This window comes from Myxococcus sp. AB056 (genome assembly GCF_006547365.1).
GTDB lineage: Bacteria > Myxococcota > Myxococcia > Myxococcales > Myxococcaceae > Myxococcus > Myxococcus virescens.
The window spans coordinates 86,287-110,064 of the sequence record NZ_VHLB01000017.1 but is presented as its reverse complement, the minus strand read 5'-3'; the positions used below and the strand labels follow the sequence as shown (position 1 = coordinate 110,064).

The following is a 23,778-nucleotide window of genomic DNA, read 5'->3' as shown; positions in this document are numbered from 1 at the left end:
TAGGAAGGGGCATTCACAGGGTCGGACCATACCCCTTCACGACGAAGGGGCAATCCGTCCCGCGGGTGTTAGCCTCCTCCGCGCTTTCGCCATCGATGAACGCACCTCCCCGGCCACCCACGTCCTTCCCCCCCCGTCACGGTTCGGGGCTGCTCGCCTCCTTCGGTCACGCGTGGGCGGGGCTCATCCACACCGTCATCTACCAGCGCAACATGCGCATCCACCTCATCGCCGCCGTGCTGGTGGGGCTGGTGGGCAGCGGCATCGCGCTGGGGCTCGCGGAGAAGGTGACGCTCATCTTCTGCGTCCTGCTCATCTTCTTCGCCGAAATCCTCAACAGCGCGCTGGAGCACCTGGTGGACCTGGCCGTCCAGCAGTTCGACGAGAAGGCCCGGCTGGCCAAGGACGCGGCCGCCGCGGGCGTGCTGGTGCTCGCGCTGGGCACGGTGGTCATCTTCGCCGCCATCCTGGTGCACAACTGGGACACGGTGCGCACGAGCACCGACGCCATCATCCGCCAGGTGGCGCTGGGCCTGCCGCTGACGGCCTGCATCCTGGTGCTGGTGCTGCCGCAGCGCCGTCCCGCATGGGTGGATGTGGCCGCCTTCACCGCGGGCGGCGTGCTGATGGCGCTCCAGGCCACGCAGACGGCCAGTAGCGTCTTCAGCGCCCTCACCGCGGGTCTGCTCTTTGTCGCCGGAGCGGCTGCGTACCAGCGGAGGCGGGAGCAACGGGCGCCCCGCGCCTGACTCATCAATCAGTCGAAACGAAAAGACCGGCCAGGGCCGGTCCGTTCACCACCTCGCTGCCTCCACACGCGGGCGGGCGCCCCGGAAACCGGTCCGGAGCCCACGCGCCCGCGGGGAGAACCCGCTGAGGACCTCAGGCGTGCGGGCGACGCTCCGGGGCCTGCTCCTGCGCCGCCTGGACGGCTGTCGCCTTCTCGCCTTCCTTGATGTCCGCCGTCACCAGCTCGAGCAGCTCCGTGGCGATGCCAATCACCTGGTGCGGGGTGTAGCCGCTCGCGCGCAGCTGGTTGAAGAACGTGCGCGCCAGGATCCGGGTGCCCTTTTGATCGGTGCTCAAGGTCAGTGCCTCCATAAAGAACGCGGCCGGGAAGGAGCGACGCCGCCTAATCACGAGACAGCCCTGTTTCAACCCTCGTGCCAGCCATTCTCTTCCTCACGGATTCCTCAACATTTCCCAAGGGTTGAAGTAGACCAGGGCCCCGAACGGCCCTGGAGGGCAGTGCGAACGCGCTTGCGCAGTCCTCGGCGGTACGGGGGATTGGCGTGAGGGGGTGCATCAGCGGGTTCGCACCCGAATTTCAAGGGCTTGCAATCTTTCAACAGGGCGGCGAGATACGCGCCCCACCAGGAGCGGATGCGATGGCGTATCGGGTGAACAACATCGGGCTGTGGCTGGACGAGCCAGAGGAGCTGCTCGGTCAGCGCGCAGCGGAGAAGTTGGGCGTCACCCGCTCCGACCTCTCGTCCGTGCGGGTGGTGCGCTCCGTGCTGGACGCGCGGAAGAAGGGCAGCCCGCGCTACATCTACACGCTGGAGGTGGAGCTGGCCCAGGGCAAGAAGCCGGCGAAGCTGCCACCGGACGTGGGGGAGACGCCCCCTCCTCCCGAAGTGCTGGGCCCGGTGAAGGCGCCGGAGCAGTGGCCCATCATCATCGGCACGGGCCCCGCGGGGCTCTTCGCCGCGCTGGGCCTGCTGGAGCGCGGTGTTCGCAGCATCCTGCTGGAGCGAGGCCGCGAGGTCGTGTCGCGCCGCAAGGACGTGGCGAAGCTCATGCGCGACGGGACGCTGGACCCCGAAAGCAACATGAACTTCGGCGAGGGCGGCGCGGGCGCGTACACGGACGGCAAGCTGTCCACGCGCATCAACCACCCCATGGTGCGCAAGGTCATCGAGGCCTTCGCCCGCTACGGCGCGCCGGACCACATCCTCGTCGAGGGCAAGCCGCACATCGGCTCGGACCTGCTGCCCGGCGCGGTGGCGAAGCTGCGCGAGGAGCTCATCGCCGGCGGCTGCGAGGTCCACTTCAGCACGCGCGTGGACGACCTGCTCTACAAGGACGGCCACATCGCGGGCGTGAAGCTGTCCGACGGACGCACGCTGGAGAGCAACCGCGTCATCCTGGCCCCCGGCAACTCCGCGCGCGAGCTCTACGAGCGCTTCGCCGCCGACGGCCGGGTGATTGTGGAGGCCAAGCCCTTCGCCCTGGGCTTCCGCGCCGAGCACCCGCAGGCGCTCATCAACAGCATCCAGTACGGCAACGCGGCCAAAAATCCGCGCCTGCCCCCGGCGGACTACAAGCTGGCGGAGAACCTGGAGGTGGACGGCGAGGTGCGCGGCGTCTTCTCGTTCTGCATGTGCCCCGGCGGCATCGTGGTGCCCACGCCCACGCAGGACGGGCTCCAGTGCACCAACGGCATGAGCAACTCGCGGCGCAACGCGCGCTACGCCAACTCGGGCATCGTCGTGTCCGTGTCCGTGGCGGACTTCGAGCGCGAGGGCTTCCGCGGGCCGCTGGCGGGCCTGGAGTTCCAGCGCCACTGGGAGAGCAAGGCGTATGAGCTGGGCGGAGGCCGCTTCTACGCGCCGGCCCAGACGATTCCGGACTACCTGGCCGGGCGCGTGAAGAAGGACCCGGGCGGCACCAGCTACCGTCCCGGCCTGGCGCACACGGACCTCAACCAACTCTTCCCGAAGCGGCTCACCGAGTCGCTGAAGCAGGCCCTGCGCACCTTCGAGCGGAAGATGCGCGGCTTCATCAGCGAGGAGGGCAAGCTCATCGGCATCGAGAGCCGCACGTCCTCACCGGTGCGCATCACCCGCGGCGAGGACCTGCAGTCGGTGTCCATGAAGGGCCTCTACCCGGCGGGCGAGGGCTGCGGCTACGCGGGCGGCATCGTATCGTCCGCCGTTGATGGATTGCGCGTCGCTGAGCAGATTGCCACCGAACTGTCCTGACGGACGGCCGGGAGGAGGGCTCATGGGATACGTCGTGCGGACGCCAGAGGGCGAGCTGGTCTACCCCAGCCTGCTGGATGTGGAGCGGGCCTACGTCCAGGGGCTGGTGGACGCGGAGGACGAAGTCCGGGAAGAGACCGCCACCACCTGGCGCAAAGCGGCGAGCATCCCCGTTCTTGCCCAGGCGAAACCCGCGCGCTCAGGGGCATTGCAGCGGGGACAGGTGCTTCGCGTGGCGGCCGTGGTGCTGTTGAGCGCGCTGGCCCTGTCCCTGGTGTTCCGCGACGAATTGCGGCTGCGCGGCATCGGCATCGTCCTGGCGTTGGCGGCCAGCACCCTGCTCTTCCAGGTCACCACCAAGGCCTTCAAGCGCCCGCCCAGCGGGGGCTGAAGCAACGGGGCGACGGCGCACGGGCCCGTCCGCCCGGCTGCCCCCCGACGTGGCGCTCTGGGACGGGCAGCCATCCGCAGGCCAGCACCCCATGTTCTTCCCTGGCAGCACGCCCCGGGCGCCGGTGCCCTCGGGTCGCCGCGAGAGGAGAACCCATCGTGCTCAGCACCTATCTGTCCCGCGACGCCGCCCGCCGACTGCGCCATGGCGCGCCATGGGTGCGCCGGGAAGACATCATCTCCATGGAAGGCACGCCGCAGCCCGGAGAGCCCGTACAGCTTCGGGACGAGGACGGCTCGGTGCTGGGCCTGGGTGACGTGGATTTAGAGGCGTCCTATGCGGTGCGGCGGCTCGGCCAACCAGACGAGGTGGTGGAGGGACTCATCCCGCGCCATCTCCGCCGCGCATTCGAGCGGCGGGCACGGCTGGTGGACGACCCGCGCTTCTGCCGCGTCGTCAACGATGACGGGGACGGCCTGCCCGGCCTCATCGTGGACCGCTACGACACGCACTTCGTGGTGCAGACGCTCACCCGTGCCATGGACGCGCGCCTCGAGGAGCTGACGCGCGCGCTGGTGGAGGTGGCGGGCGCGGGCGCGGTGCTGCTGCGCAACGACACCCCTCGCCGCAAAGCGCTGGGCCTGCCCACGCAGCGCCCCCATGTCCTGTACGGCACCCCACCCCGCTGGTGCCGGCTGCTGGAGATGGGAGCCCGCTTCACCGTGGACCTCACGTACGGCCAGGGCACGGGCTACGCGTATGACCAGCGCGAGGTCCGCCGCTTCGTGGCCCGCATGGCCCAGGGCTCGCGCGTGCTGGACGCCAGCTGCAACGTGGGAGGGCTCTTCGTCCACGCGGGGGTGCACGGGGCCCGGCACATCCTCGCCTTCGACGCCGACGCGGACGCAGCGGACCTGGCGCGTGAAAACGCGGAGGCCAACGGCCTGCTGGGCCGGGTGATGGTGGAGACGGGCAAGCCCCTGCAGGCCCTCCGTGCGGTTCGAGACACCTTCGACCTGGTCCTGCTGGACACACCGGCCGTGGCGACCGACGAGGAATTCGTGGAGTTGCTGCGTCACGCGCTTCGCAGGACGCGCCACGGTGGCTGGTTGATGGTCACCGGGTACCATCCACCCCTCCCCCAGGACGGCTTTGACGACCTGGTGGCCACCGCCTGCGAGGGCGAGGCCCGGATCGCCACCCGGCTGGCCCGCCCGGGCCTGCCGCCGGACCACCCGACCCTGGCTGGCTCCCACGGGGCCGAGCACCTCCACGCGATGGCGTTGGAAGTCAGCTGAAGCGGTCCACCCGCGCGGCCGATGGAGTGCTAGTGTCCGCCGCCGCAATGACCAACGAAAACGTGCCCGAGTCCGCGCCCCCCGCCCAGGAAGGTTCCGTGGAGACCGTCCGCAAGGTGTATGCGGCCGACCTGCGGGAGAAGGACCGCGTCCATACCGTCTTCCGTGTCACCAAGAAGGAGAAGGTGACCGCCCGCAGTGGCAAGGTGTTCGTCGCCGCCACGCTCGTCGACAAGAGTGGCGAGGTGGACGCGCGCATCTTCGACCAGGTCGACGCGCTTGAGCCCGTCTTCCAGCCGGGCGACTTCGTGCTCGTCCAGGGCAACGTCATCCAGTTCCACGGCCGCACCCAGGTCGTCGTCGAGGCGCTGGAGCGCCTGGACCCCGAGCCCCTGGACCCCAAGGAGTTCGAGCCGCCCCCGGCCCCGCCCGCCGCCGAGGCCAAGCCCGCGCCGGAAGCCAAGGCCGCCCCGGAAGCCAAGGCTGAGAAGCCCGAGAAGGCCGACAAGGGCGAGGCCCGCGGCAACGAGGGCCCGGGTGGCGCGCGCGCCGCCGGCCTCATCCGGGAGATGGTCACCGAGCGCATCGGCGACACCTTCGTGAAGCAGCTGCTGCTGGCCTTCCTGGACGACCCGAAGGTTGCGGCCGGCCTGCCGGTGGCCCAGGGCGTCCGGGGCACGCACCACGCGTGGCGTGGCGGACTGGCGGAGCACATCCTGTCGGTGATGCGGCTGACGCTCCGCGTGGCGGACCAGTACCCCATGGCGGACCGCGACCTGCTGCTGGCCGGCGCGCTGTTGCAGCAGGTGCTGAAGGCAGCGGACGCCTCCGAGTCCTCCGACGAGGGCCGGCTGGTGGGCAACCTCGTCCTGACGGCGCAGAAGCTGCGCGAGAAGGCGCTGGCCATCCCCGGCTTCCCGCCGCTCCTGGAGCAGCACCTCACGCACCTGGTCATCTCCCAGCACGGCGACGCGCAGCACGGCAGCCCGAAGTCGCCGGTGACGCTGGAAGCGCAGATCATCCACTCGCTGGAGTCGCTGGACGCGCGCATCGCCTCGTGGCTGGAGGCCATGCAGCGCGACTCGCACGACAAGTGGACGGATGTGGTGCGCCCCTACGAGCGCCAGCTCTGGAAGGGCCCCTCGCCCACCTCGCGGGGCCGCGCCCCGGTGGAGGGCGGTGGCCGCCGCAAGGGCCGCGAGGAGAAGCGCAAGGCCCGGGCGGAGAAGCAGCAGCAGCCGGGCACCCCGGCCGAGGGCGCCCCGCAGCAGGAGCAGGCCCAGCGCCCGCCCCGCAAGGAGCGTCCGCCCCGCGAGGAGCGCGCGCGTGAGGAGCGTCCCCGTGAGGAGCGTCCTCGTGAGGAGCGCCCGCCCCGTCCGCCCCGCGAGGAGCGTCCGCAGCGTGACGTGAGCTCGCTGCCCAAGGAGCTGACCTTCAAGCCGTTCAGCGCGCTGACGTCGTTACCGTCCGATTCCGGCAACAAGGGCGGTGAGGGTTCCTCGGAGAGCTGAGGCAGCACATGGCGAAGAGGTTGGGAGAGCGCCTCATCGAGGCGGGACTCGTCAACGCCGGGGCCGTGGAACAGGCCCTGGAGCACCAGAAAATCACCGGCCACAAGGTCGGTGATTGTCTGGTGGAGCTGGGACTGCTCCAGGAAGCGGCGCTGCTGCGCTTCCTGGCGGCGGAGTTCCAGACGCGCTTCGTCAGCGCGGACAAGCTGGCGAAGGCGCGCATCGCCACCGAGGTGCTGGACCGGCTTCCGGTGCGCCTGGCCGAGGCGCAGAACGTGCTGCCGCTGGCGGTGGACCCGGAGCGCAAGCTGCTCTCCGTGGTCGCCGCCGAGCCGCAGAACAAGTCGCTGATGGACGAGATTGCCCTCGTCACGGGCATGTCGGAGGTCTACGCGTACGTGGGCCTGCGCAGCGCCATCTCCGCCGCCATCCGCAAGCACTACTACGGCGATCCCACCGCCTTCGCCGCGCTGCTGGAAGGCGCCAACGCCCAGAGCCAGGCCCCGGCCGCACCGTCCCGCCCGGGCGCCCCGGAGCACGGACGCACCTACGCGGGCAGCGCCGCCGGGACGGGCGCGGGCAACCGTGGCGGACTCAGCCTCAACTTCCGCGTGGAGACAGACGCGCGGATGCGGCTGCAACGCGGCAGCAGCACCGGCACCCCCGCGGTCCGCCCGTCCACCCAGCGGCGCGAACCCGGCGGGCCGCGCGGGCTGGTGAGCGACAGCGACTACGTGGAGACGCTGGGCATCATGGTCGGCCTGCTGGAGCAGGACCGGCAGCGCCACCGCGGGCACTCCGCGCAGCTGGCGCGCCAGGCCGGCATCGTGGGCCAGCGCATGGGCATGCCACACAAGGAGCTGGCCGCGCTGACCATCGCCGCCTACCTGCACGACCTGGGCAAGCCGGCGGAGCGGCACTTCTCGCTGGCGAGCAACGCCGTCAACCCGGAGTGGAAGGCGCAGGCGAAGCTGGCCTGCCGCATCCCCACCCGCATGTTCGAGACGGTGCACCTGCCCGCGCAGACGAACACCATCCTCGCGCAGATGTACGAAGCCTGGGACGGCTCCGGCACGCCCCAGGGCGCCAAGGGCGAGGACATCACCCTGGGCGCGCGCATCCTCGCCGCGGTGGACAGCTTCCTGGAGCTGACGAAGAACCCGGGCAATGCCCTGGGCCGCGTGCTGCCCAAGGAGCAGGCCCTGGAGCACCTGCGCAAGTACGCGGGCGTGCTCTATGACCCGGTGGTGGCGGACATCGTCATCCAGCTCCAGAGTGGTGAGCTGCTGCGCCACCGACTGGAGAGCGAAGGCCGCCAGGTGCTCGTGGTGGAGCCGGACGAGACGGCGCGCGGCGAGTTGCTGGAGGCGGTGCTGAAGCAGGGCCTGGTGGCGCACGCGCTGTCCACCGTCGAGGGCGCGCAGGACGGACTGGCGCGGCAGGACTGCGACGTGCTGGTGGTGAGCCTGCGGCTGGGGCTGCAGGACGTGACGGACCTGCTGGCACAGGCCCGCTCGGCGCCGGAGACGGCGGGTCTGCCCATCGCGGTGGTGGGCGAGCCCGACAATGCCACGCGGGAGCGCCTGCTCATGGCGGGCGCCACGGACGTGCTGTCGCCCGCGGACAAGCCCGCCATCGCGAAGACGGTGCAGGCCCTCTACGACGACCGGGTCCAGCACAACGGCCCGGGGCGCGTGGTGCGCGGCAGCTTCGACGAGCTCCCCCCGCGCGAGCTGCTGCGCACGCTGGGCGGTGGCCACAAGAGCGGCCGGCTCAACCTGCGCCAGCACACGCTGGAGGGCTACCTGCACCTGGAGCGGGGCCGCGTCGTCTTCGCGTCCTTCGGTGGTCACTCAGGCGAGCCCGCGCTCCAGGCGCTGCTGAAGCTGAAGCAGGCGGACTTCCAGTACGACCCGGACGCGTTGCTGCTGGACGTGCCGCAGATGGACCAGGACCTCGCGACCCTGGCCGGCGGCCTCAACGCAGGTTGAGGTTGAAGAGGGCGGCGGCGTTGGCGGTGGTGACCGCGGCCACCTCCTCCAGCGTCACGCCCTTGAGCTCGGCGACCTTCTTCGCCGTCTCCACCACGTGCGATGGCTGGTTCTTCCGCCCCCGGTGCGGCACCGGCGCCAGGTACGGGCTGTCCGTCTCCACCATCAGCCTGTCCAACGGCGCGAAGCGCACCGCATCCTGGAGCGCCTCCGTCTTCTTGTAGGTGATGACGCCCGACAGCGACAGCAGGAAGCCCCGGTCCAGGTAGCGCCGCGCCGCGTCCGTGTCGCCGGTGAAGCAGTGGATGACGCCCTTCGCCACGCCCGTTTCGCCGAGAATGGCGTCACAGTCGTCATGCGCGTCGCGCACGTGCACCACCAGCGGCTTGCCCAGCCGGAGCGCCAACGCGCACTGCCGGCGGAAGACCTCCGCCTGCGCCTCTCGCGGTGAGTGGTCGTAGTAGTAGTCCAGCCCCGCCTCCCCCACCGCCCGGACCTCGGGACGCGCGCAGGTGCGCTCCAGCATGGCCAGGTCCTCCTCGGTGGCCCGAGCGGCCTCGTGCGGATGGATGCCCAACGTGGGCGACAGGAACTCCGGGTGCGCCGCCGCCAGCTCCAGCGCGTTGCCCCAGTTACCCGGACCGTGGAACTGCCCCACCACGACGGCATGGACCAGCCCCGCCTCGCGAGCCGCGTCGAGCACGGCCACGACGTCCGGGTAGTCCTTCACCTCGAGGTGACAGTGGGCGTCGACGAATTTCATGGCTCCTCCTGCAACAGCTCTTCCAGTTCGGCGCGGGCCTCGGGTGAGGGAAAGGTACTCACCGCGTTGCGAACGGCCTCACGCGCCTCCGCCCCGCCCAGGCGCCACAGCCCGTCAGCGGCGTCCAATCGGCTGTCCTCGGAGGCCTGCGCGTCCTGGAGCAGCCCGACCAGCCAGGGCAGCGCCCGCGCATCGCCCAGCCGGCCCAGGCCTCTCGCGGCCGCGCCCCGGCAGGGGTCCTTCACGTCGTCCATGACTTCCTTCAACCGCTCCAGCGCGCCGGGCACCTTCACCTCGCCGCAGAGCTCCACGGCCAGGGCCCGGTCCGGACTCCACCGCTTCTTCGTCGTCCGCTGGATGAGGTACGTCGAGCCGTCTGAATCGCCCAGCTTCGCCAGCACCCCGGCGGCCTGCGTCTTGTCGAAGGCGGGCAGGAGCCACCGGCCGAACAGCTTCTTCACCTGGGGCAGCGCGCGCGCGTCCCCCAGCTCCGCCAGCGCTCCCAGGGCCCGGAAGCGCAGCAGGTCCGCGTCCAGCGCCTCCAGCAACACCTCCAGCCCCGCGGCATGATGGAGGCTGGCGATACCGCGTGCCGCCTCGAAGCGGACCTCGAAGGTGCCGTCCTCCAGCATGGAGGCCAGCGCCCCGCGCAGCTCCGGCCGGGCCAGGTCCGCCAACCGGCCGGTGGCCTCCAGGCGAATCTGCCACTCCTCGTCCCGAAGCCGGGCGATGAGCAGGTCCGGCAGCTCCGCCGGAGGCACCACCACGGAAGCCAGGCTCACCCCCGCGCGGCGCACCTCCACCTGCTTGTCCGCCAGCAGCCGGGGGAGCGCCTCGAGGAACTCGGCGGCGTGCTCGGGGACCTCCGACGCGAGGTGATAGAGCTGGAGCGCGGCTTCCGTCCTGAACGCCGGGCGCTTCTCGCGCTCCAGCGTCAGGAGGGCCCGGTCCCGGTCGGCACGCCAGTCCGTCACCTCACTTCACCTCGCTGCCAGGGGCCACATCGCCCGGGTCGAGCAGCGACAGCTCCTTGCCGCCCGGCCCCGCCGTCAGGAGCATTCCGCGCGACTCGATGCCCTTGAGCTTGCGCGGCTTGAGGTTGGCCACCACCACCACGTTGCGCCCGGTGAGCGCCTCGGGAGCGAAGGCCTCGGCGATGCCGGAGACGATGGTGCGCGGGCTCCCCTCGCCCACGTCCACCGTGAGCTTGAGCAGCTTGTCCGCCTTCTGGACCTTCTCCGCGGCCAGCACCTTGCCGGCCTTCAGCACCACCTTGGCGAAGTCGTCGTACTCGATTTCACCCGACGGCTCGGCCGCGCCAGCGCCCGGAGCCGCCGCCTGCGTCGCGGCGGGAGCCTCGGCGGGCTTCTTCTCCGCCTTGGCGCCCTTGGCCGGCCTGGCCTCCGCGGCCTGCGGCGCAGCGGCGCCTTCCGGCAGCTTGATGATGGCGTTGACGCGCTCCTCCTCCAGCCGCGGCAGCAGCGGCTCGGGCGTGCCAATGGGGCGGCTGCGATCCAACAGCGGGTACTTCGCGCCCTCCAGGGCCTGGAACGTCAGCGGCTCGGCGCCGAGCTGGGCGAAGAGCTTCTCCGACAGGCGCGGCGTCACCGGGGCGAGCAGCGCGCCCAGGAGGTAGGCCACGTCCGCGGCGTCGGACAGGTCCGCGCGAGCGACCTCCGCGTCCTTCTTCACCTGGGCCCACGGCGCGGCCGTCTGGAGGAAGCCGTTGGCGGCCGAGGCAATCTCGGTGATGACGCGGATGGCGGACCGGTACTCCAGCTTGTCGAACGCGTCGCGAACCTCGGGCACGCGGGCGAGCGCGGCCTCCACCAACTCGCGGCCCGGGCCCTCGGCACGGCCGGGCGCGAGACGCTTCTCCAGCGGACCGGCCAGCAGCGACAGGGCGCGGTTGGCCAGATTGCCCACGTTGTTGACCAGCTCGCCATTCACGCGCTGGCGGAAGTCCTTGAGGTTGAGGTCCAGGTCCTCCACCCCCGGGCCCAGGTTGGCCGCATAGAAGTAGCGCAAGTAGCTGGGGTCCAACTGGTCCAGGTAGTCGCGCACCGGAACCATGGTGCCGCGGCTCTTCGACATCTTCTCGCCGTTCACCGTGAGGTGGCCGTGGACCTTGATTTCGCTGGGGATGTGGAAGCCCGCGACGTTGAGCACAGCCGGCCAGAACAGCGCGTGGAAGTAGACGATGTCCTTGCCGATGAAGTGGATGATGCGGGTGTCGGCGTCCGCGCTCCAGTAGTCCAGCGCGCTCTTCGCCTTGCCCGTCTCCTTCGCCCACTTCTCCGTGGTGGCGATGTACCCGATGGGCGCATCCAGCCAGACGTAGAAGAACTTGTCCGTCTCACCCGGAATGGCGAAGCCGAAGTACGGCCCGTCACGGCTGATGTCCCAGTCCGCCAGGCCCTTCTCGAAGAAGCCCTGGAGCTGGGTCGCCAGGCCCGGGTGGAGGAAGCCCGGCTTGCGCAGCACGTCCTGGAGGAAGTCCGCGTGCCGCGACAGCTTGAAGAACAGGTGTTCGGAGTGCTTGCGGACCGGGGGCGTGCCACACAGGGCACAGCGCGCGTCGATGAGGTCCGTGGGGTCGTAGGCCTTGCCGCACTTCTCGCAGGCGTCGCCGTACTGGTCGGCCGCCTTGCAGTTGGGGCAGGTCCCCTTGATGAAGCGGTCCGGCAGGAAGCGGCGGTCGTTCTCGCAGTAGGTCTGCTCGATGTTCCGGCGCTCGATGTCGCCCTTCTCCTTCAGCCGCCCGTAGATGAGCTCCGCGTACTGGCGATTCTCCGGCGAGTTGGTGGAGTGGAAGTAGTCGAAGCGGACATCGAGGTCGCGGAAGTCCCGCTGGTGCTCCTCGTGGAAGCGGGCGATGAACTCCTCGGGCTTGAGGCCCTGCTTCGCCGCGTTCAGCTCGATGGGCGTGCCGTGGGTGTCATCGGCACAGAAGTAGACGACGTCCCTGCCACACGAGCGGAGGAAACGAACGTAGATGTCGGTCTGCACGTACTCGACGGCGTGGCCAATGTGGACCGGGCCGTTCGCGTAGGGCAGCGCGCTGGTGACGAGAATTCTCTCAGCCATGGATTCTCCTGAGGGCGGCGGACCTTAGCCGCTCGGATGGCCGAGGTCATCGACGGCGTGAGGACCGCGGGCACGAATGCGCCGCGGAGCCGGAGATGTTATCGACCGGATACGCATGTGCACCATCATCATCCTGCGCCACGTCCACCCCGAATGGCCGCTGGTGCTCGCGGCCAACCGGGACGAGTTCTACGCCCGCCCTGCGACGGGCCCCCAAGTGCTTCTGGAGTCCCCGCTCGCCGTGGGCGGCCGGGATGAGGAGCGCGGTGGGACGTGGATGGGTGTAACCCACGGCGGTTTGTTCGTCGGCCTGACGAACCAGCGGGGCGAGCGAGGCCAGGGCCCGGCCGCCCGCTCGCGGGGCGAGGTGGTGCTCAAGGCCCTCCAGGCCGGCAGCGTGGAGGCTGTGGACCAGTACCTGGATACCCTGCCAGGGGATGAGTTCATGCCCTTCAACCTCCTCTATGGGGACGCCCAGCGGCTGCGCGTGGCCTACGCCCGGAGGACGGACCGGCAGCTGCGGCGGGAGGATGTCCCCCCGGGGGTGCATGTCCTGCCCAATGACGTCCTGAACGCCCCGGAGTTGCCCAAGGTGGAGCGGGCCCGGCTGCTGACCACGGAGGTGGCGAAGAAGCCCTGGCCGGAGCTGGAGGCGGGCTTGAAGGCGGTGCTGGCGGACCCGACCCTCCCCGCCGAGGAGCTGATTCCGCCCCCTGGCGCGGGCGAAGACCTGCCCCGCGACTTCCTGCAACGGCTCCAGGCGCTCTGCATCCACACGCCGCTCTACGGCACGCGCTCATCCGCCGTGGTGGCGCTGGCGCCGGGGCGCGTCGGGCACTACCTCGCCTCGGACACGCCACCCTGCCAGGGGCCATGGAAGGACGTCACGGGCCTGCTGACCGGGCCCACCGAGTGACAGGCGGCGGGGACTCCGACGCCGTCAAGACGCGGCGGCGCCATGCTCCCCCACGATGACCCGGGCCCTCCCGTCCATGGAGAGCTTCACCTCCTCCACGGTGGTGAAGCCCGACTCGCGAGCCAGCTCGGCCAGGTGCCGCATCCACGGGTTGTAGGGCATGCCGTTGTCCGAGCAGCACGGCACCACGGCGAAGGGCAGCCGGTGCGCCGCCGCGTACTGGATGATGATGCGGGTGGCGCCATCCGGGTGCATGCCCACCACCAGCTCCGCCTCGCACGGCTCCTCCAGCGTGAAGATGCGCTGGGCGTAGGTGACGGGCAGGTGCTTGTGCCGCAGGTCGAAGGTGGTGACGGCACGGCCCCGCTTCGTCAGCGCCTCGTTGAGCTTTCCCTGCCCGCCCGCCACGTCGAAGACGCGCGGCGCGTTGAAGCGCTCCACCAGGAAGTCCGCGAAGAGGTCGAAACGACGCTTGTCCGCCATATGAGCCTCCTCTAATAACCCGCGCCGTGCTGGCGCACACACACCGTGGCCAGCAGCCGCTCGATGACCAGCCGGCCGTTCGCTGACGACTTCAGCGCCAGGTCCGCCTCGGCGCAGGCCACCAGCGCGCCCAGCAGCTCCCGCCGCTCATAGCCCGCCGCGGCCTTCATGCTGAACGTGAGCGCCCACGCGTTGGGCATCTTCCGCTTGCTGCCCTTCAGCTCCGCTTCCAGCCGGGGGAAGACGCGCGCCTCCACGTCCTTCGCGGTGCGAGGCGGATTGCCACCCGCGTAGCGCCACAGCCACTCATGGCTCTCCAGCAGGCTCCGGACGATGGAGGCCACCGCGCCCAGCAACTGCAACGCGTGGGTCCCCTGCCCCATGGCGTCATCCGCGTAGGACAGCGCTCCGCCGAAGTCGCGCTTCTGGAGCGCCTCGGACAGCTCGAAGAACTCCTCCTCGCGCGCGTGGTGGACCAGCGCGGCCACGTCCGCCCGCTCAATGGCGGGCCCTTCCGAATACGTGGCCAGCTTCTCCAGCTCCGACTGAAGCAGGCGGATGTTCCCGCCGATGCGCTCCTTGAGTTCGTCCAGCGCGCCAGGCCCCAGCTTCTTCTTGAAGGGCGCCAGGAACTCCTTCGCGATGTCGGTCAGGTCCAGGTCTTTGTGACGCGCCGCCACCTTCCGCTCGACGACATAGCCCTTGTCGTGGGCCAGCTTCACCAGCGGATTCTTCGCGTCCATGTCGGACGCGGCCAGCACCAGCGCATGGCCCGCCGGCACGCCCTTCTGGATGAGGTCCAGCAACGCGGAGGCATCCCCCTCCGGCGCGGAGATGCGCTCCTCGCGGCAGAAGGCGGCTGCCTCCTTGAGGAAGGCCATGTCCACGTCGGCCAGCTCGACGTTGAGCTCGTCCTTCCACTTCTCCACCGACGGCGCGCCGGGAGTGCTCGGGTCCAACTGCTCCACGCCCCAGCCCGCGCGGGCCGCCAGCGCCAACAGTCGCCGCGCGCCTTCCTTCCGCTTGCCCGCCTTCCACGCCTCGCGCGCCTTGCCCAGCGCGTCCCCTCGCCCCTTCTTGGGCGCCAGGAACTCCGGGTCGCGGACCAGCACCACCTTGCGGCCGGGGAACAGCGGCAGCGTGGCCAGCTCCTGCGCCACCTCGCGCGGGCTGCCCGCGTCCAACACGGCCAGGTTGAGGCCCATGGCCGCATCGGGGACGAGCAGCTTCACCAGCTCGTCAGCGCCCTTGCGGACCAGGAACTCCTCGCCCACCAAGAGGTACACCGGGGCGACCTTGCCCCCCTTCACGCTGGCCAGCACGTCATCCATGTCACTGGCGCTCATCGCGATGCCTCCGTGAACAGGTCGATGAGCATCCGCTCCAGTTGGAGCCGGGGCGCACCGTTCCGGGCAATGGCCGCCCGCGCCGCCTCCAGCAGCGAATGCCGGCGGTGCAGGAGGATGTCGGACGTGCGGGCCGCCACCTGCCGGGCCAGCTCCACCATGTCGCGGTTGGCCAGCCCCGACTCCAGGCCTGACTTCACCAGCGCCACGTCGCGCGTCCACAGCGCCAGCAGCTCCAGGGTGCTCTCCGCCTCTTCGCGCGAGCCGCCATGGGCCTCCGCGAAGCGCAGCAGGCCGACGGCGTCCTCGCCGCGCAGGGCCTCGAAGGCGGTGATGGTGTCCTTGCGCCGCGACAGCGCGTCCACGTCCAGCGCCATGGCCCGGCCCAGGCTGCCGCCCGCCATGACGGCCGCGAGCATGGCCGTCTCCGCGTCCAGCTTGCGCGCCTCCGCCACGCGCCGGGCCACCAGGTCCACTGGCAGTGGGCCGAAGTGTACCTTTCCGCACCGGCTGCGAATGGTGGGCAGCAGGCGGTCAATCGCGCTGGCCACCAGGATGATCGTGGTGTCCGAAGGCGGCTCCTCCAGCGTCTTGAGGAACGCGTTCTGCGCCTGCACGTTCATGGTCTGGGCGGAGACGATGAGCGCCACCTTGCGGCGCGACTCCAGACCGCGAAGGGCGATGCGCTCCTGGAGCTGGCGCACCTGCTCCACGCGCAGCTCCCGACTAGGCGTCCCGGTGAAGTCGGACCGGCCCGCCAGCCCCCGGGATACCCGTTCATCGTCAGGCATCACCCAGGTGACGTCCGGGTGGAGGCCCCTTTCCACCCGCTGGCAGCTCGCGCAGGCGCCGCAGCCCACGTCTGGCTGCTCGGGACACGTGAGGGCCTGGGCCAGCCCGACGGCCGCCAGCTCCTTGCCCACCCCTTCCGGCCCGGCGAAGAGGTACGCGTGGTGGACCGCGCCGCTGCGCAGGGCCGCCTGGAGGGCGTCCACCGCGCGAGGCTGTCCCAGTACCGTTGCGAGCGTCATGGCGCGTGTATCCCCGCTCACGCGGCACGCGTCAACGGCCGCCTTGACCCCCATGGAGATGGCGGGAGACATTCCCCCTCGCCTTGCTGCCCTTCCTTCAGAGCAACCTGTCCCTGGCCGTGGGTGCGCTGCTCATCGTCGTGCTGATGGGGGTGCGCGCCGCCTCCCATGACGGCGACCTGCGACAGGATTTGAAGAGCGCCATCCGGCTCCTCATCGCGTTCATCGTCCTCCGGCTGGCCACATGGGCCCTGCCCGCGACGGCGCCAGAGGGCATGCAGAAGGCGCTCCAGATCAGCTGGATGCTGATGTTCACCTTCGGTGGCATCCGCGCCAGCGTGGCCCTGGCGTTGAAGGTGATCCGGCTGCGCGCGCCGGCGGTGGGCACACCGAAAATCCTGCGCAACGTCATCGACTTCACGCTGTACCCACTGGCGGTCCTGCCGCTCCTGCGCACCCAGTTCAACGTGGACCTGGCGGGCCTTGTGGCCACGTCCGCGGTGCTGTCGGTGGTCATCGGTCTGGCGCTCCAGGAGACGCTGGGCAACCTCTTCGCGGGCCTGTCCCTCCAACTGGACCGCCCATTCGAGGTCGGCCACTTCATCCGCATCGGCACACACACCGGACGCGTGGTCTTCATTGGCTGGCGCTCCATCCGGCTGGCCAACTTCCGCCGCGAGGTCATCACGCTGCCCAACAGCATGGTGGCCAAGGAGCTGGTCCTCAACTTCACCCAGGACCCCAACCCCGTCGGCATCGACGTGGAGTTCCGCCTGTCACGGGACGCCGCGCCCAACCAGGTCAAGCACGCGCTGCTGGAGACGATGCGGGAGACCCCCCTCATCCTCCCGGAGCCGTCGCCCATCGCGCGCACGCTGAGCTACGAGGATTCCGCCATCCGCTACATGGTGCGGTTCTTCATCGGCGATTACGGCCTGGCCGACGCGGTGAAGGAGGACCTCCACACCCGCCTGTGGTACCGGCTGCGCCGGGCGAACATCGAGATTCCCTACGCCCAGCGCACGGTGCACGTGCGGCAGGAGATGGCGCGCACGGAGCTGTCGGAGGACACCATCCGCAGCCTCCTGGGCGCCGTGGACCTCTTCCAGTCCCTGGACACGGAGGAGCTGGACCGGCTGCGCCAGGAGTCGCTGGTGCGCCGCTTCGGCGCCGGCGAGCGCATCATCCAGGAGGGCGACGAGGGCCGGACCTTCTACGTGCTCGCCTCCGGAGAGGTGAGCGTGCGCACGGGGAAGTCGCAGTCGGAAGTCACCCGCCTGGGTCGGGGCAGCTACTTCGGAGAGATGTGCCTACTGACGGGAGAGCGCCGTTCGGCCACGGTGGTGGCGGTGGAGGACTCCTTGCTCCTCGAAGTAGACCGCCCCACCTTCGCCCGCCTCTTCACGGAGTATCCCGGCCTGGCCCGGCAGCTCTCCTCCATGCTTGCCCAACGGCGGACCCAGCTGCGCGCGGTGGCCGAAGCGAGCGGAACGAGCAACGACGCCATTCCCGCCGAGGTCGGCCGTATACTCGGACGGCTGCGCCAGATATTCGGGCTCAATGCCACACACGAGTAGGCTGAGCGCAGCGGGGGGATGTCGTGACAGACCTTGGTACACCGGTTCCAAAGCTGGGGCGGGTTCGACCCTCCTCAAACTGTGCTGATTTGAACTGCTGGAAGCGGTACTTTCCAGGACTACTGTCATGACGGAAGACGTTGAAGGGCTTGCGGATTCACCAGACATCGCGGTGGTCGGGATGGCCGCGCGACTGCCTGGTGCGCGCGATGTGGACACGTTCTGGCGCCGCGTGCGCGACGGCGTCGAGTCCGTCACGCACTTCAGTGACGCGCAGCTCTTGAGCGCGGGCGTGGACCCGGCGCTGCTCCAGGACCCGAACTATGTGAAGTCGGGCATGGTGTACGAGGGCCTGGAGGACTTCGACGCGGGCTTCTTCGGCTTCAGCGCGCGCGAGGCGTCCCTCATGGACCCGCAGCACCGCCACTTCCTGGAAGTGTGCTGGGAAGCGCTGGAGCACAGCGGTCATCCGCCGGAGCGGTTCAAGGGGCCCGTCGGCGTGTTCGGCGGCTCGGGCATGAACGCGTACATGCCCTACAACCTCTTCACCAACCCGCAGCTGATGGAACAGGTGGGACTGTTCCTCGTGCGGCACACGGGCAACGACAAGGACTTCCTCACCACCCGTGTCTCGTATTTCCTGGACCTGCGCGGGCCCAGCCTCAACGTGCAGACGGCGTGCTCCACGTCGCTCGTCGCCATCCACTCCGCCTGCCAGAGCTTGCTGGCGCGCGAGTGCGACCTGGCGCTGGCGGGCGGCGTCACGCTGGAGCTGCCGCACTACCGCGGCTACCTGTACCAGGAGGGAGAAATCCTCTCACCGGACGGGCACTGCCGCGCGTTCGACCACCGCTCCCAGGGCACGCTCTTCGGCAGCGGCGCGGGCGTCATCGTGCTGCGCCGCCTGGAGGACGCGCTGGCGGATGGCGACACCATCTACGCGGTGGTGAAGGGCAGCGCGGTGAACAACGACGGCGCGCGCAAGGTGGGCTACCTGGCGCCGTCCGTGGACGGGCAGGCGGATGCCGTCGTGGAGGCGCTCAACGTCTCCGGCATCAGCGCCGACTCCATCGACTACATCGAGTGCCACGGAACCGGCACGCCGGTGGGCGACCCGATTGAAATCACCGCCCTCACCCAGGCCTTCCGCACGCAGACGCAGAAGAGCGGGTTCTGCCGCATCGGCTCGGTGAAGACGAACATCGGCCACCTGGACACGGCCGCGGGCGTGGCGAGCTTCGTCAAGGTCGTCCAGATGCTGCGCCACAAGCAGATGGCGCCCACGCTGCACTTCGAGAAGCCCAACCCACAGATCGACTTCGCGCGCTCGCCCTTCAGCGTGAACGCCGCGCTGCGCGACTGGCCTGCCGCCAAGGGCCGGCCGCGCCGGGCGTCGGTGAACTCGCTGGGCGTGGGTGGCACCAACGCGCACGTCATCCTGGAGGAGGCGCCCGCGCAGCCGCAGACGTCCGCCGCGCGTCCCTTCGAGACGCTGTGGCTGTCCGCGCGCACCCCCGCCGCCCTGGAGCGCGCCGCCCAGCGGCTGGCCACGCGGCTGGGTGAAGCCGACGCGCCGAACCTGGGTGACACCTCGTACACCCTGCTCGAGGGCCGCCGCCGCTTCGCGCATCGCCGCGCCGTGGTGGCCTCGTCCCGCGAGGACGCCGTGCGCCTGCTGTCGCAGCCAGAGGCCGCACGGACGGCCCAGGCACAGACGGAGGCGGAGGGCCGCTCCGTCGTCTTCCTCTTCCCGGGCGGCGGCGCGCAGTACCCGGGCATGGCGAAGGGTCTCTACGAGCAGGAGCCCGTGTTCCGCCGCGCGCTGGATGAGTGCCTGTCGCTGCTCGAACAGCACCAGTCGTTGAAGCTGCGGCCTCTGCTCTTCCCGGAGGCCGGCGCCGAGAAGGAAGCCCGCGCCCAGTTGGAGCAGGCCACGTACGCGCTGCCGGCGCTGCTGTCCGTGGAGCTGTCGCTCGCCGCGCTGTGGAAGGCGCGTGGCCTGACGCCGCAGTCCTGCATGGGCCACAGCATGGGCGAGTACGCCTGCGCGCAGCTCAACGGCGTGTTCTCCGTGAAGGACGCGCTGGGCATCGTCGCCTGCCGTGGCCGCCTCTTCGACCAGCTCCCCGCCGGCGCGATGCTCAGCGTGGAGATGCCCGAGGCGGAGCTGAAGCCACTGCTGGGCGAGGGCCTGGACCTGGGCGCGCACAACGCGCCGGGGCTGTGCCTCGTCTCCGGTGAAGTGGCCGCCATCGAGGCGCTGGAGGCCCAGCTCAAGGCTCGCGAGGTGGAGGCGCGGCGGCTGCACATCCGCGTGGCCGCGCACTCGCGCATGCTGGAGCCCATCCTCGCGCCCTTCCGTGAGTTCCTGGGCACGGTGCGCTTCTCCAAGCCCACCGGCCCGTGGATCTCCAACGTCACCGGGACCTGGGTGACGCCGGAGGAGGCCACGTCGCCCGACTACTGGGTGCGGCACCTGCGCCAGCCGGTGCGCTTCGCCGAGGGCGCGGGCGTGCTCCTGGCGGACAAGGCGCGCGTCTACCTGGAGGTCGGCCCCGGCCAGACGCTGACGCAGCTGCTGCGCGCCCAGGTGGAGAAGCCGCAGGCCGAGCAACTGGTGCCGTCACTGCGGCACCCCAACGACACCGTGGCGGACCTGGCGTTCTTCCAGCTCGCGCTCGGCCGCCTCTGGGCCGCGGGCGTGGACCTGGACGCCGCCGCGCTCTTCGATGGCCAGAAGCGGCGCCGCGTGGCGCTGCCCACGTATGCCTTCGAGCGCGAGCGCCACTGGGTGGAGCCGGGAAGCGGCACCTTCATGGCGCGGCGCGAGGGTGAGCGCCCGCTGGTGCGTGAAGAGAACGTGTCGCGCTGGGGCTATGTGCCGCGCTTCCGTGAGCAGGCCGGCGTGGCGCCGGAGGCCCCAACGGAGAACGAGCGCTGGCTCCTCGTGGGCGAGCAGCACCTGCTGATCAGCGAGCTGGCTCGCGAGCTGTCGGCTCGCGGCGCCCAGGTGATGCGCGTACTGCCGGGTGATGCCTTTGGCCGCGCGGACGCGGGGCACTTCACCCTGCGGTTCGACGCGCGCGAGGACTGGGAAGCGCTCTGGGATGCGCTGGGCACCGAGGGGCGCGTGCCACCTCGCATCGTGGACATCACCGGCCGGGACATGACCCCGCTGGGTTGGGAACGCGCGGTGTCGCGGTACTTCCTCACGCCGCTGGCGCTGATGCAGTCCCTGACCTCCGAGTCGCTGCCTCCGGGCCTGCGCTACATGCGGGTGACCCAGGAGGCCCTGCCCGCCGAAGGACACGCCACGAGCCCCGAGCAGGCGCTCAGCTTCGGTCCACTGCTCGTGGGACCCAAGGAGCTTCCCGAGCTCAAGGCCCGCGTGGTGGACCTGCAACTGGTGGCCAACGTGATGGGTCAGGCGCGGGAGCTCGCGGACGAGCTGCTGCGCTCGGACGTCGAGGCGCCGGTGGCGCTGCGCGGTGGACGCAGGCTGGTGCAGGTGGTGGAGCGGACGGCGCTGGACGAGGGCCCGACGCCGCTGCGTGAGCAGGGCGTCTACCTCATCACGGGCGGCCTGGGCGGCATCGGCCGCACGCTCGCCGAGCTCTTCGCTCGCAAGGTGAAGGCCCGGCTCGCGCTGGTGTCGCGGTCGGCGGCCAGTGCGTCGCACGCGGAGCTTCAGCGCACGTTGGAAGGCCTGGGCGCGCAGGTGCTGCTGCTCAAGGCGGACACCACTGACGCCGGTCAACTGCGCGCGGCCATCGCCCAGGTGCGGGAGCGCTTCGGCACCTTGCATGGCGTGGTGCACGCGGCGGGAACGCTCGAGGACGGGCCGCTGGAGGCGAAGACACGCGACTCTGCCCTGCGGGTGCTCGCGCCCAAGGCGATGGGGGCGCTCGCGCTGGAAGAAGCGCTGCAAGGCGCGGCACTGGACTTCTTCGTCAGCTTCGCATCGACGAGCGCGTGGCTCGGCCCCCCGGGGCAGGTGGACTACGTCGCCGCCAACGCGTACCTGCTGGCGCAGGCGACACGGCTGGAGGCCACGGGCGTCGCGAAGCGCGCACTCGCGCTGGGCTGGGGCGTCTGGCAGGAGGTCGGCATGGCCGCGGCGCAGCTCGCGCCGCAGTTGCCGCCCGGTGAGTCCGTCAGCCACCCGCTGCTTCAGCGGCGCGTGGAGGCCCCCGAAGGGCACCACATCTTCCGCGCCATCTACGACGCGAAGGCCCACTGGGTGCTGGATGAGCACCGGATGCGCGGCGGAGGCCCCGTCCTCCCCGGCACGGCCTATGTCGAGCTGGCCCGCGCCGCCTGGGCGCTGGCGCGTCCTGGCGAGCCGCTGGAGTTGTCGCAGCTCTCGCTGGTGTCACCGCTGGACGTCCCGGACGGCGAGGTACGGGAGGTGGAGATCGGGCTGGCGCCGGAGGGCGACGGCTTCACCTTCCGCGTGCGCAGCCGCGCGGCCGGAAACGCATGGACGGAGCACGCCACGGCGCGGCTCCACCGAGCCACGGGCCAGCGCCCCGCGGCGCTGAACGTGTCCGCGGCGAAGGTTCGCTGCGGTGAGCGGCCGCTGACCTTCGGCGAGGGCGAGCAGTCCCTTCCGCAGGACGCGCTCATCGCGTTCGGTCCACGCTGGAAGGTGCTGCGCGACGCGGGCTTCGGCACGTCCGAGGCCCTGGGCCGCCTGGAGTTGCCCGCCGCCTACCGCGAGGACCTGTCGACGTACGGGATTCCGCCCGGGCTGCTGGACATCGCCTCCGGCTTTGCCTTCTCCCTGCTCCCCGACGCAGGACAGCCGGGGAAGCTGCACGTGCCCGTCTCCTACCGGCAGCTTCAGGTCTGGGGCCCCTGGCCGCAGGTGGCGCTGAGCCTCGTCCGCGTGCGCCAGGAGGAAGGCCGCGGCGCGCTGCTCGACGTCACGCTCACCGACACGGACGGGAATGTATTCTGCGCCATCGAGGGCTACCTCGTCGCGTCCGTCGAGGCGCGGCGTTTCGGCCGCTCGCCGCAGAAGAAGGGCTCACTGCTGGAGAGCTGGCTGCCTTTGGGAATCAAGCCGGCGGAAGGTCAGGACGCCTTCCTGCGCGCGCTGGCCCTCAAGGACACGCCCGCGCTCTTTGTCAGCTCCATGGACCTGCACACCCTCGCGGCCCGCATGCGCCCGAAGCAGGAGGCGAAGCCCGCGGCGGCGACGGCCACGGCCCAGGCAGGCGCGCCGTCCGGTGTGGCGGCCGCGGACGCACCGCGCGACGACGTGGAGCGCAAGCTGGCGGAGCTGTGGCAGCAACTGCTCGGTGCGCCGAAGGTAGGGCTCAAGGACAACTTCTTCGAGCTGGGCGGACACTCGCTCATCGCCGTGCGCCTGTTCGCGCGCATCAAGAAGACGCTGGGCGCGGACCTGACGCTGGCCACGCTGTTCGAGGCCCCCACGCTGGAGCAGTGCGCCGCGCTGGTGCGTGAGGCCGCCGGGATTCCCTTCACGCCGGACGCGGGTCCGGGTGACACGGCGCCGGCCGCGCAGGTCCCGGGCGTCAAGGCGGTGCCGAAGAGCTGGTCTCCGCTGGTCACCATCCAGAAGGGCGGCAATGCCCTCCCCTTCTTCTGCGTGCACGGCGCGGGCGGCAACGTCCTCAACTTCCGCGAACTGGCGCAGACGCTCGGCAAGGAGCAGCCCTTCTACGGGCTCCAGGCGCGTGGCGTGGACGGCAAGCTGCCTCCGGCCGACAGCATCGAGGAGATGGCGTCCATCTACCTGGAGAGCATCCGCCAGGTGCAGCCCCACGGGCCCTACCTGCTCGGCGGCTACTCTGGCGGCGGCGTGGTCGCCTACGAAATAGCGCAGCGGCTGCACGCGCTGGGTGAGCCGGTGGCGCTGGTCGCGTTCCTGGACACCTTCCACCCGTCCACCCAGGAGCGGCGCCAGTCCCTCCCTGAGCGCCTGCGGGAGCTGCGCCGGGAGGGCGCGGCCAGCTATGTCAGCCGGAAGCTGCGCACCAAGGTGGAGCGCGACGGCACCCGGCTGTTGAGCCAGCTCAAGCTGCGCTGGTACGAGCAGCGGGGGGAAGCGCTGCCCATCGAGCTGCGCAACCTCCAGCTCACCGAGCGCTTCCAGGCCCTGGCCAGCCGCTACGTCCCGAGCCCCTACGCCGGTCCCGTGACGCTGTTCCGCGCGCAGGAGATTCACGCCATCTACGCGCACATGGGCACCAGCCTGGGCTGGGAGCCGCTGGTGCCAGCGCTGAACATCCGCGAGGTGCCGGGTGACCACGACAGCCTGGTCCGCGAGCCCAACGTCCACGTCCTGGGGCGGCTGCTCCGGGAGGCCCTGGACGAGGCCCAGCGCGGCACGCGTGACGAAGCGCGCCGGGTGGGCACTCAGTGAGAGGGGCGC

Annotated in this window: 16 protein-coding genes; 9 read left to right on the top strand and 7 right to left on the bottom strand. The window is 70.6% G+C overall.

Features of this window, described 5'->3' with window-relative positions:
• The first annotated feature begins 95 nt into the window (after positions 1-95).
• Complete coding sequence (mprA, locus tag FMP39_RS10775; protein ID WP_141589823.1) at positions 96-749, top strand: MprA protease, GlyGly-CTERM protein-sorting domain-containing form; 654 nt, start codon at positions 96-98, stop codon at positions 747-749.
• A gap of 133 nt (positions 750-882) precedes the next feature.
• Here mprA and FMP39_RS10770 read toward each other — a convergent pair whose 3' ends face one another.
• The gene (locus tag FMP39_RS10770; protein ID WP_228557862.1) at positions 883-1,086 is read right to left on the bottom strand and encodes a hypothetical protein; all 204 of its coding nucleotides are present in this window, start codon (positions 1,084-1,086) and stop codon (positions 883-885) included.
• A 302-nt stretch (positions 1,087-1,388) separates the two neighbouring features.
• Here FMP39_RS10770 and FMP39_RS10765 point away from each other — a divergent pair, with 302 nt between their 5' ends.
• The 5 genes from FMP39_RS10765 to FMP39_RS10745 all read left to right on the top strand — a co-directional run bounded on the left by FMP39_RS10765 (position 1,389) and on the right by FMP39_RS10745 (position 8,175).
• On the top strand, positions 1,389-2,984 hold the full coding sequence (locus tag FMP39_RS10765) for an NAD(P)/FAD-dependent oxidoreductase (protein ID WP_141589821.1): 1,596 nt from the start codon (positions 1,389-1,391) through the stop codon (positions 2,982-2,984).
• A 22-nt stretch (positions 2,985-3,006) separates the two neighbouring features.
• Complete coding sequence (locus FMP39_RS10760; RefSeq protein WP_090488824.1) at positions 3,007-3,375, top strand: hypothetical protein; 369 nt, start codon at positions 3,007-3,009, stop codon at positions 3,373-3,375.
• Positions 3,376-3,533: 158 nt separating this feature from the next.
• Positions 3,534-4,673 (top strand): class I SAM-dependent rRNA methyltransferase, encoded by a 1,140-nt coding sequence (locus FMP39_RS10755; RefSeq protein ID WP_141589820.1) that lies wholly within the window; start codon positions 3,534-3,536, stop codon positions 4,671-4,673.
• Positions 4,674-4,720: 47 nt separating this feature from the next.
• Positions 4,721-6,184, top strand: coding sequence for an OB-fold nucleic acid binding domain-containing protein (locus FMP39_RS10750; RefSeq protein WP_141589836.1), 1,464 nt, complete (start codon positions 4,721-4,723; stop codon positions 6,182-6,184).
• 8 nt (positions 6,185-6,192) lie between these two features.
• Positions 6,193-8,175 (top strand): HD domain-containing phosphohydrolase, encoded by a 1,983-nt coding sequence (locus FMP39_RS10745; RefSeq protein WP_141589819.1) that lies wholly within the window; start codon positions 6,193-6,195, stop codon positions 8,173-8,175.
• Here the strand turns inward: FMP39_RS10745 and FMP39_RS10740 are convergent.
• Genes FMP39_RS10740 through metG form a run of 3 tightly spaced genes read right to left on the bottom strand, consistent with a single transcriptional unit; the run spans position 8,162 to position 12,025 of the window.
• Positions 8,162-8,938 (bottom strand): TatD family hydrolase, encoded by a 777-nt coding sequence (locus tag FMP39_RS10740; protein ID WP_141589818.1) that lies wholly within the window; start codon positions 8,936-8,938, stop codon positions 8,162-8,164. The two genes, FMP39_RS10745 and FMP39_RS10740, sit on opposite strands and share 14 nt — an antisense overlap.
• The gene (locus FMP39_RS10735; protein WP_141589817.1) at positions 8,935-9,912 is read right to left on the bottom strand and encodes a HEAT repeat domain-containing protein; all 978 of its coding nucleotides are present in this window, start codon (positions 9,910-9,912) and stop codon (positions 8,935-8,937) included. The genes FMP39_RS10740 and FMP39_RS10735 overlap by 4 nt, the downstream gene beginning before the upstream one ends.
• 1 nt (position 9,913) lies before the next feature.
• On the bottom strand, positions 9,914-12,025 hold the full coding sequence (metG, locus tag FMP39_RS10730; RefSeq protein ID WP_141589816.1) for a methionine--tRNA ligase: 2,112 nt from the start codon (positions 12,023-12,025) through the stop codon (positions 9,914-9,916).
• A 115-nt stretch (positions 12,026-12,140) separates the two neighbouring features.
• Here metG and FMP39_RS10725 point away from each other — a divergent pair, with 115 nt between their 5' ends.
• Positions 12,141-12,941, top strand: coding sequence for an NRDE family protein (locus tag FMP39_RS10725; protein WP_141589835.1), 801 nt, complete (start codon positions 12,141-12,143; stop codon positions 12,939-12,941).
• Between the two features lie 24 nt (positions 12,942-12,965).
• On the opposite strand, the gene FMP39_RS10720 is transcribed toward FMP39_RS10725, so the two are convergent.
• The 3 genes from FMP39_RS10720 to holB are packed head-to-tail and all read right to left on the bottom strand — an operon-like array spanning position 12,966 to position 15,801.
• Positions 12,966-13,424 (bottom strand): hypothetical protein, encoded by a 459-nt coding sequence (locus FMP39_RS10720; protein ID WP_140854096.1) that lies wholly within the window; start codon positions 13,422-13,424, stop codon positions 12,966-12,968.
• Positions 13,425-13,435: 11 nt separating this feature from the next.
• A complete protein-coding gene (holA, locus tag FMP39_RS10715) occupies positions 13,436-14,770 on the bottom strand; it encodes a DNA polymerase III subunit delta (RefSeq protein ID WP_141589815.1) in 1,335 nt (444 codons plus the stop codon).
• Positions 14,767-15,801: a DNA polymerase III subunit delta' gene (holB, locus tag FMP39_RS10710; RefSeq protein ID WP_141589814.1), complete on the bottom strand. Its 1,035-nt coding sequence runs from the start codon at positions 15,799-15,801 to the stop codon at positions 14,767-14,769. Before holB ends, holA begins: the two co-directional genes overlap by 4 nt.
• 83 nt (positions 15,802-15,884) lie before the next feature.
• Between holB and FMP39_RS10705 the strand changes: the two genes are divergently transcribed.
• Positions 15,885-17,378, top strand: coding sequence for a mechanosensitive ion channel family protein (locus FMP39_RS10705; RefSeq protein WP_228557861.1), 1,494 nt, complete (start codon positions 15,885-15,887; stop codon positions 17,376-17,378).
• 127 nt (positions 17,379-17,505) lie between these two features.
• Positions 17,506-23,769 carry a type I polyketide synthase gene (locus FMP39_RS10700; protein WP_141589813.1) on the top strand — a complete coding sequence of 2,088 codons (6,264 nt, stop codon included), beginning with the start codon at positions 17,506-17,508 and terminating at the stop codon, positions 23,767-23,769.
• The last annotated feature ends 9 nt before the right edge of the window (positions 23,770-23,778 follow it).